Origin of the sequence: Bilophila sp. 4_1_30, from assembly GCF_000224655.1 — a bacterium.
Classification (GTDB): Bacteria; Desulfobacterota; Desulfovibrionia; order Desulfovibrionales; family Desulfovibrionaceae; genus Bilophila; species Bilophila wadsworthia.
On sequence record NZ_JH114231.1, the window covers coordinates 1,369,459 to 1,378,814 of the forward strand.

A 9,356-nucleotide genomic window follows, 5' to 3' on the forward strand; every position below is an offset into this window, starting at 1 on the left:
GACGACGAGCCTTTTTTGCCCCGCCTGACACGATGCGGATTTGATGAAGTGGAAGAAAGCCTGAGCGAACCCCACGGAGGCGAGCTGATCGCCCACCACAAAGAGGGTTCCATGTACATTATCCGCTGGAAAAGCGTTTCCATTGACGATTCCACGGACGGGGAACAAGTTCGTCTTGTCACAATGTCGAAAATCCCGGTCGATCAGATCAACCGGGTGGCCGAACTGCCCTGGCAGGAGCTGACGGTCCTGCTCGACTCCATCCACGACGGGATCTGGGTCATCGACTCCGACGGCATCACCCTGCGCGTCAACAAGGCTATGGAACGCATCGCCGGGCTGCGCGCCGAGGAAGTCATCGGCAAGCACGTGACGGAACCCATGCACAAGGGGCGCTTCGAAACCTGCGTCACCCTGCGCGCGCTCATCGAAAAACGCTCGGTCACCATGTTCGACGACTATTCCAACGGCAAGCGCTGCCTGAACACCAGCACACCCATTTTTGACGAAAAGGGCAATGTATGGCGGGTCATCGCCTCCATCCGCGACATGACCGAACTGGAGACGCTCCAGCGCAAGCTCACCGATCTGGAGATGGAAACCCTCGCCTACAAAGCGCGCCTGGAGAACCTCGAAACCGAAATGGATGCCGGGTTCGTCGGACACAGCGCCCCCATGCGCCGCCTGCGCAAGGAAGCCTCCAAGGCCGCCCGCACCGAAGCCATCACCCTCATCCTCGGCGAAACCGGAACCGGCAAAACGTTGACGGCCAAGGCCATCCACGACATGGGCCAGCGCAGCGCGGAACCGTTCATCGCGGTAAACTGCGGGGCCATCCCCATGTCGCTTATGGAATCCGAACTGTTCGGCTACGAAAAAGGCGCCTTCACCGGCGCGGCCAAAAGCGGCAAGCCCGGCATGTTTGAGCTGGCCCACAAGGGGACCCTTCTCCTCGACGAAATCGGCGAGCTCCCCCTCCCCATGCAGGCCAAGCTGCTGCAAGTGCTCGACGGGCACCCCTTCCACAGGGTTGGGGGGACCAAGCCCATCACCGTGGACGTGCGGGTCATCGCCGCCACCAACAAGCCGCTGGCCGACATGGCCGCTTCGGGGCAGTTCCGCGAAGACCTCTTTTACCGCCTGCGGGTGCTGACCGTGGAAATCCCTCCCCTGCGGGAACGGCCGGACGACATTCCGGTCCTCGCCATGCATTTTTTGCAGGAGATCATCAAAAAAAGCGGGCTGCAAAAAAATTTCGATCCGCAGGTGCTGAACTGCTTCCTGACCTACCGCTGGCCGGGCAACGTCCGCGAGCTGCGCGCCCTTGTGCAGTCGCTGGCGACCATGAGCGAAGAAGAAACAATCACCATGCAGGATCTCCCTCAATATATGCAGGCCCAGTCGCCTCTCCCGCAGGGCAGCGTCTCCTTCCGCCAGCCCATGCGCGAGGCCGTCGCCGAACTGGAGCGCAACATGATCATGGCCGCGCTCACTGAAACCGGCAGTACCTACAAGGCCGCCCGGCGGCTTAAAGTCAGCCAGTCCACCATCGTCAGGAAAGCGCAACGGTACAAGATCGGCCTCGTGGAAATCGCCCACAAATAATTTTTTTCAAGTGTATCCACAAGCGGATAGGAGGAAAATCGGGCTGCATGGCTTGCCGAAGAGGCCAGGTTGACACCTTCGAGCCACGTGCGCTAAAGCCCAAAATAAGGTGTGGGGTTGCACGCAGTCACGGGACCCTAGATGGAAAGAGAGAGGATTCTATGCTCAAAAGCCTGCTTGCCGCCGTGGTGACGCTTGCCCTTCTCACCTGCCCCTTCCCCGCCCGCGCTTATGAGAAAACCATCCTGAAAGTGGGCATGGGCGATCCCATCGATTCCGAGATGGGGGCCATCGGCACCCGGTTCAAGGAAGTCGTGGAAGCCCGGTCCGAAGGCAAGGTGGAAGTCCAGCTCTTCCCCTCCGGCCAGCTCGGCGACGAAACGGAAATGATCCAGAACGTGCGCGCAGGGAATCTCGACATCGCCGTTGTGGGCATCGCCAATACGGTCCCGTTCGTGAAAAAACTCGGCATCCTCACCATGCCCTACCTTTTTGACGACATGTACGACGTCGTCCGGGCCACCACCGGCCCCGCCCACGACCTGCTCAACGGGTACGCCATTCGGGAAGGTGGTTTCCGCATCCTCGGCTGGACCTATACCGACTACCGCTACATTTCCAATTCCCGCAAACCCATCAAAAACCTGAACGACATCAAGGGGCTCAAGTTCCGTGTCCCGCAGAGCGCCATCCTGCTCGCCTGCTATAAGGCATGGGGGGCGAATCCGGTGCCGATCTCGTGGGCGGAAACCTTCACCGCGCTCCAGCAGGGCCTGGTCGACGGGCAGTGCTACGGCTACATCACCTTCCTTGCCTGTAAATTCAACGAAGTGCAGAAATACGTCACCGAAGTGCACTATACCTACCAGCTCCAGCCCATGATCCTGAGCCAGCGGGCCTTCAGGAAAATGTCCCCTGAGATGCAGACGCTCATCACCGACGCCGGGCGCGACGCGCAGGAATACTGCCTCGCCTTCCAGCTTGTCGAAGGCGTGAGGGCGAGGCAGAGGCTCATCGAGTCCGGCGTGCAGATCGACCAGCTCGAGGACGAGGCCGACTGGAGGAATGCCGCCATTTCTCAGGTCTGGCCCGAAATGGAGACGTTCGTGGGCGGCAGGGCCGCCATCAACGCGTTCCTCTCCGCCATCGGGAAAAAACCTTGGAAGTAGGCTTTCCGCACAGAGGGAAAGCGGCTTCATAAGGTTGTCTATTCCCGCGTGCTACCCTACACTGGCGACGCGCCGCGCTGGCGCTCTCCGGGGGGGACTTCATGCTCAAGAAGGTTCTTCTAGCGATTTTGGACAATTTTGAAGGATACGTCAGCCAGGTTTTGCTTGCGTTTTTCGTGCTGATCCTGCTCTTGCAGATTTTCCTGCGCCAGTTCGGGCATCCCCTGTATTGGACGGAAGAGCTCGCGCGGTATTCTTTTGTCTGGTTCGTCTTTTTCGGGGCTTCCTACGCGGCCCGCCTCGCCGCGCACAACCGGGTCACCATCCAGTTCCGCCCCTTCCCCAAATGGGTGGGCGACGCCTGTATGCTCCTCAGCGACGGCGTGTGGCTGTTCTTCAACATCGTCATGGTCGTGGAAAGCCTCACCGTGATCCGCGAACTCCGGGAATTCCCCTACGCCACGCCCGCCCTCGACTGGCAGCTCTCCTATATCTATTTCATCTTCCCCATCGCCTTTACGCTCATGTCCGCCCGCATCATTCAAGTCAACGTGATGAAATTCATCCTGAAAAAAGAGCTCACCGCGCCAGACAGGATTGAAATCGAGGAAAGCCGGAAAGCTTTCGCGGACGGAGGGAAGCCATGAGCCCGGCGGGAGTCCTCTTTGCCACCTTTGCGGTGCTGATGCTGCTCGGGTCACCCATTACCGTGGCGCTCGGCGTAGCGGCCATGGCCGCCCTCTACACGGTGGACCAAAACCTCGTCACGCTGGTGCAGATCGCCTTCACCTCGGTCAATTCCTTTCCCATCATGGCCTTGCCCGCCTTCATGCTCGTCGGGGCGCTCATGGAATGCGCGGGCATTTCGCGGCGGCTTGTCGCCATCGCGGAAAACATCGTCGGCCCCATCCCCGGCGGGCTCGCCGTCTCCACCGCATTGGCCTGCGTGTTTTTCGGGGCGATTTCCGGTTCCGGCCCCGCGACGACCGCCGCCGTGGGGATGCTTATGATCCCGGCCATGATCCGGCGGGGATTCAGCAAGGGCTATGCGGCTGCGGCCGCGGCGACCGCCGGGGGCGTGGGCATCATCATCCCCCCGAGCATCCCGATGGTCGTCTATGCGGTGTCGGGGCAGCAATCCATCACCAAAATGTTCCTCGCCGGGGTAATGCCCGGCATCATGATCGCGGTGGGGCTCGCCGCCATGCACCTCTTCCTCTGCCGGAACATGCCCGTGGCGGAAGATCTCCAAAGCGGCTCGGGGGACTCGCTGCTCAAGGCGCTCAAGGACGGGCTTTGGTCGCTCATGGCTCCGGTCGTCATCCTCGGCGGCATCTACGGGGGGTTCTTCACGCCGACCGAGGCCGCCGTGGTCGCCATCTTCTACTCCATCTTCGTCGGGCTGTTCATCCACCGCGAGCTGACGTTCGGGGGTATCCGGCACTCGCTCCAGATCACCTCATGGATGACCGGGCGCGTGCTGATCATCATGTTCACGGCCTACGCGTTCGAGCGGCTGCTCGTCCAGTACCGGATACCCGACATGATTGTGGAGCACATCCTCGGCTTCACCTCGGACGTCGCCGTCATCTGGATGTTCGTCATCGCCCTGCTGCTCTTTCTGGGGATGTTCATGGAGACGCTGGCGATCATCCTGCTGGCGACGCCCGTACTCCTGCCGGTCATGACCGCCTTCGGCGTGGACCCCATCCACTTCGGCGTGGTGCTGGTCTGCTGCTGCGGGGTCGGGTTCTCCACGCCGCCCCTCGGCGAAAACATCTTCATCGCCTCGGGCATCGCCGACACCACGCTTGAGGATATCTCCTACAACGCACTGCCCTTTGTCTTCGTAACCGTGGGCGTCATCATCCTCTGCGTCTTCGTCCCGGACATCGTGCTGTTCCTTCCGCGCATGATGTATTGAGCCACACGGAATACGGGAACGGGCACTCTGCCGCGCTTTTCAATCCGAACGGGGAGCCGCGCCGTTTTCGGCCAGACATCGCCCCGCAGAAAGCCCAAGGCTTGCGATTGCAACAGTTCCGTTTCCACACGGAGCCTTTCCCACAAAAAAATCCCGAAGCCCTCGCTCCGGGATTTTTCTTCACGCTATACATTAACAAGGAAATCCGGCCTGTCCCACTCTGTCGGGCAACAAGGGTACGGCTCAACGCCTTGGTAATAGGGAGTATGGACGTAGGCCGCGCGGGAGGCTTGAGGAAAGGTAAAAAGCGCGGAATATTCCTTTGTCCTGAATTTTCCCCTCCCCGCATTCTTCACATCAGAAGGTCGCTTCCTGCCCGGTGGCTTGGGCCAATTCGCGGAAAAGGCGCAGGCTCTCTTCGGCCTCGGTCTTCTCCATCTTGTGCATGGCGAATCCGGCATGGATAATGATATAGTCCCCGATCTCCACTTCCTCGGGCAGCAAAATGCCGGAAACGGTCAGGCAGGTCGGCCCGTTGCCCACGGTGGCCTTCAACATGCCGTCATCAGACTTTTCAATGACTTTCGCAGGGATGGCAAGACACATAATGAGTCCTTTCGCTGATTTTCGGCCCCGCGGGAACGGAGGTTTTCACAAAACGGATGCCGTGCGGGGAAAATGATAGTATCCATCCTCACGCCCTCAGGCAAGCCCGAACCTCCGATTTTGCATGAGATATCCCCGAAAAGGGCCATAGCGTATTATTGACATCCTTACCATTCGGCTTTATGGGTAAAGGCATGAATACGCTAAAGCCCATCAAAGACGCAACGACCAGCTTCTCCCGCTCCGTGCTGGGGACGCTGCTTTTTGCTTTCGGGCTTTTCCTGTGTTCCTCCTTTTCCGCGCAAGCGCACATAGACAACGATGTCAGCAGGCAGTTCGAAGCCCTCCTTGAAGCGGCCCCTTCGGCGGACGTCTTCAAGGAGCAGCATTCCGAACTGGAAGGCAATGACATCGGCCCGCAGCTCCAGCGCTTCGATGCGGTTGACGAAGATTCGGTGCTTGTCGAAGCGTCCAGCGGTTGGCGGCAGCTTGACGCGGCGCTTGCCCGTTCCGAAAGGAACCTCTTCGCCAGCATTTCCGAAACGCTCAACGGCAACATAAGCCAAACGACGGCCCGGACGCCCAAGAGCGTCATCGACAAGACCCTGCCGCACTCGTCGGGGTATGCCGCCGCGTTGGCCTCCGCGCCTGTCCTCCCGCAGATTTCCGTCACTCCGGTGGCGCTGCCCATCGGCACGCCCCTTTGCTTCCTTCCCGCCGAACGCGGGCTTGTCTCCTACCCCACGCCTCCCCCATACGGTTGCTAGAGCTTCCGCTTTTCCGTCCTTCGCTTTCTGCGTGACAGAAAAGCCCTGACTCGCGCAGCCGGTCTTCTGCACTCCTCACACGTCTCCCCGCAGAATATCCGGAACGCCCGAATTCAGTGTGCGTCCTGTCGGCGGTTCCGCCGTTCCCGACAGCATTCTGCTCCTGCAACCGTGTGAGAGGCTTTCATGAAACTCTCGTTCCGATATGCGATTGCCGCCATTGTCATGGCCGGCGCGCTTTTCCTCCTGTCTCCGACGCTTATGCCGGAAGACGTCAACCTGCCGGGCGCGTCCCGCATCAGTCTGGGCCTCGATCTCAAGGGCGGCGTTCAGCTCACGCTGGGCGTGGATACGGAAAAAGCCGTTCAGTCCGCACTCATCAACAGCGGGCAAGTGCTTCGCCAGAAGGCCCGTGAGGCCGGGATCACCGTCCTTGGCCCCCGCCAGATGCCCGGCGGCGTGCAGGAACTCATCATCGCCCGCGCCAACCAGGTCGATGCGTTCCTTGCCCTCGCCAAGAAGGACGCCCCTCAAGTCGTGCCCGGAACGCCCCGTACCGGTTCCGACGGCGCGGTCCACCTGCCCTACTCGTTCACGCCGGCCTTCGTTAAGCAGACGCAGGATCTGGCCGTGGATCAGGTGCTGCGTACCATCTCCAGCCGCATCGACCAGTTCGGCGTGGCGGAACCGGATATCCGCAAGCAGCAGGGCGACCGTATCCTCATCCAGCTTCCCGGCCTGACCAACGTCAACCGTGCCGTCCAGCTCGTCGAGAAGTCCGCCGATCTGTCCTTCCACCTCGTCCGCGACGACATTTCCCAAGGCTATCTGCCTCCCGGCGTCGCCTTCTATCCCATGACGGGCAAGCACGGCGAAGCGACCAACGCCAAACTGGCGCTCGACAGCACCCCGCTCCTGAGCGGCAAGGAAGTGGCCGACGCCCGCCCCGGATTCGACAATAAAAACACTTCGATGGTCAGCCTGTCGTTCACCCCTCGCGGCGCGGCCCTGTTTGAAATGGCCACCGGCGAACATGTCGGCAAGCGCCTCGCCATCGTGTTGGACGGGACCATCCACAGCGCTCCGGTGATTCAGGAAAAAATCGCGGGCGGCACGGCCAGCATCAGCGGCCAGTTCACGCCCGAAGAGGCGCAGGACCTCGCCATCTCCCTGCGTTCCGGTTCCCTCGCGGCTCCGGTCCACGTGCTCGAACAGCGCACGGTAGGCCCCGCCCTCGGCGAAGCGTCGATCACCAGCGGCATCCTCGCCGCACTCATCGGCACGCTGGCGGTCATGATCATCATGCCCCTGCGCTACGGCTGGTCCGGTATGCTCGCCAACGGGATGCTTCTCTGTACCCTCAGCCTGCTCATGGGCGGCATGGCCGCGCTCGGCGCGACCCTGACCCTGCCGGGCATAGCGGGCGTCGTGCTGACCATCGGCATGGCCGTGGACGCGAACGTCCTCATCTTTGAGCGAATACGCGAGGAGTTGGCCCTCGGCCTGACGCCTCCCAAGGCCATCAAGGCCGGTTTCGAGCGTGCCAACCTTTCCATTGTGGACTCCAACCTGACGACGATCATCGTCGCGGCCATCCTGTACCAGTTCGGGACCGGCCCGGTACGCGGCTTTGCCGTCACCCTGACTCTCGGCATCATCGCCTCCATGTTCTCGGCGATCTTCCTCTGCCGCATCGCTTTCGACGCGTGGATGAAGCACACCAACGGCACCCGCCTCAGTATGCACGGCCCCATGGAACTGCGCGCCCTGTCGGGTTACCTGTCCCACTTCCCCTTCCTCAAGCGCGTGAAGCACGTAGGCGTACTGACGCTTCTGCTTGTGATGGTGGCGGGTTCCGTGGGTACGTGGCGCGGCGGCCTTCAGTACGGCGTCGACTTCTCGGGCGGCGTTGCGGCGCAGGTCCGGTTCGAGCACCCCGTTTCGGACAAGCAGCTCATCGGAGCGCTTGATCCCATGCATCTCGAAGGCCTGATGACCCAGCAATACGGCGACAACAATTCCGTCTGGCTGCTTCGTTTCGGCCTGCCCGACATGCCCGCGCAACAGCTCGGCGAAGCCCTGCTCAGCCATCTCCAGACCGTGGACGACGGCGGGACGGTCTCCTTGGATCGTCTGGAAACGGTCGGTCCCAAGGTCGGCGATGATCTCCGCAGCTCGGCTCTGGAAGCCATCTATTATGCGCTGCTCCTGATCACCGTGTACATTTCGGGGCGCTTCGAACAGCGCTGGGGCACTGCCGCCCTGCTCGCCGGAGCGCTCACGGCCACCATGATCGCCCTGCAATGGATGGGCGTACCGACGGAAGGCCGCATCCTTGCGGCACTGCTGCTGACCCTGTTCCTGTGCTGGCGGTTCCGCCTCTCCTTTGCGGCGGGAGCGATGGCCAGCCTGATATTCGACGTCACGACGACCACCAGCCTGCTGGTCATCCTCGGGCAAGAAATCGATCTGAACATCGTAGCGGCACTTTTGACCATCATCGGCTATTCGCTGAACGATACCATCGTGATTTACGACCGAATCCGTGAAACCCTGCGGCGGGAGAACCCCGACTCGCCACGCCCGCTGCCCGAGATCATTCAGGAAGCGCTTGGCGACACCATGAGCCGTACCCTGCTGACCGCAGGCACGACGCTCGTGGCGGCCCTCGCCCTGTTCCTGCTCGGCGGCCCGGTCATTTACGGCTTCGCATTGACTATGCTCATAGGTGTTTTCATGGGAACGATTTCCTCCCTGTTCGTCGCAGCGCCAATGCTTCCCCTGTTTGGCGACACCCTTTCGTTCAAGACGGCCGTTACCCTAGGCGTCTTTGAACGGCCCGGCGAACACGGCGTGGTTTGATGGCGGGAAACCTCCTCTCCCCGCCCCCGTTTCCATGAATACGGGACCATCAACGCTCCCCTGTTGATGGTCCGGGAGGACAGGATTCACCCCCTGAGATTCCGTCCTCCGAAGACGACGCGTCGGGCGTTTTACGGCCGCCCGGCGGGTTATGCAAGCGCGGATTCCGGGTTTTCTCCTCCACCCGGGCTCACCTTCTTTCCCCTGTGAAGGTGGCCGCGTTCGGGCAACATCCATCCCCCTGAGGATGTCGCCCCTCTCCTCGGACGGCGTCGGCACTACCTCCTCAGTGCCGGCGCCGCTTCTTTTGGAAAATTGGGGAGGGGAGGAAGGGGCTTTCTTCAGAAAGCCCCTTCCTCCCCTCCCCAACCCCCACCCCTCCTTCCCCAAGACTTTCATCCTTTATCGAATCCCTCATGAGGG

General features: G+C 61.2%; 7 protein-coding genes. 6 read left to right on the forward strand and 1 reads right to left on the reverse strand.

The genetic code is table 11. The features are described from left to right. Positions 1–15: 15 nt before the first annotated feature. The 4 genes from HMPREF0178_RS06115 (at position 16) to HMPREF0178_RS06130 (ending at position 4,698) form a co-directional block, all read left to right on the forward strand. A complete protein-coding gene (locus HMPREF0178_RS06115; RefSeq protein WP_232281206.1) occupies positions 16–1,605 on the forward strand; it encodes a sigma-54-dependent Fis family transcriptional regulator in 1,590 nt (529 codons plus the stop codon). A gap of 161 nt (positions 1,606–1,766) precedes the next feature. Then, positions 1,767–2,774 carry a TRAP transporter substrate-binding protein gene (locus tag HMPREF0178_RS06120; RefSeq protein ID WP_009379898.1) on the forward strand — a complete coding sequence of 336 codons (1,008 nt, stop codon included), beginning with the start codon at positions 1,767–1,769 and terminating at the stop codon, positions 2,772–2,774. 101 nt (positions 2,775–2,875) lie between these two features. Next, the gene (locus HMPREF0178_RS06125) at positions 2,876–3,421 is read left to right on the forward strand and encodes a TRAP transporter small permease (RefSeq protein ID WP_009379900.1); all 546 of its coding nucleotides are present in this window, start codon (positions 2,876–2,878) and stop codon (positions 3,419–3,421) included. After that, on the forward strand, positions 3,418–4,698 hold the full coding sequence (locus HMPREF0178_RS06130; protein WP_009379902.1) for a TRAP transporter large permease: 1,281 nt from the start codon (positions 3,418–3,420) through the stop codon (positions 4,696–4,698). Before HMPREF0178_RS06125 ends, HMPREF0178_RS06130 begins: the two co-directional genes overlap by 4 nt. A gap of 357 nt (positions 4,699–5,055) precedes the next feature. Here the strand turns inward: HMPREF0178_RS06130 and HMPREF0178_RS06135 are convergent, their stop codons facing one another. Next, positions 5,056–5,304 (reverse strand): HypC/HybG/HupF family hydrogenase formation chaperone, encoded by a 249-nt coding sequence (locus HMPREF0178_RS06135; RefSeq protein WP_005028745.1) that lies wholly within the window; start codon positions 5,302–5,304, stop codon positions 5,056–5,058. 194 nt (positions 5,305–5,498) lie between these two features. Between HMPREF0178_RS06135 and HMPREF0178_RS06140 the strand changes: the two genes are divergently transcribed. Together HMPREF0178_RS06140 and secD are read left to right on the forward strand one after the other, a co-directional pair. Continuing rightward, positions 5,499–6,071, forward strand: a complete 573-nt coding sequence (locus tag HMPREF0178_RS06140) for a hypothetical protein (RefSeq protein WP_232281207.1) — start codon at positions 5,499–5,501, stop codon at positions 6,069–6,071. Positions 6,072–6,257: 186 nt separating this feature from the next. Then, the gene (gene secD, locus HMPREF0178_RS06145; protein ID WP_009379906.1) at positions 6,258–8,933 is read left to right on the forward strand and encodes a protein translocase subunit SecD; all 2,676 of its coding nucleotides are present in this window, start codon (positions 6,258–6,260) and stop codon (positions 8,931–8,933) included. The last annotated feature ends 423 nt before the right edge of the window (positions 8,934–9,356 follow it).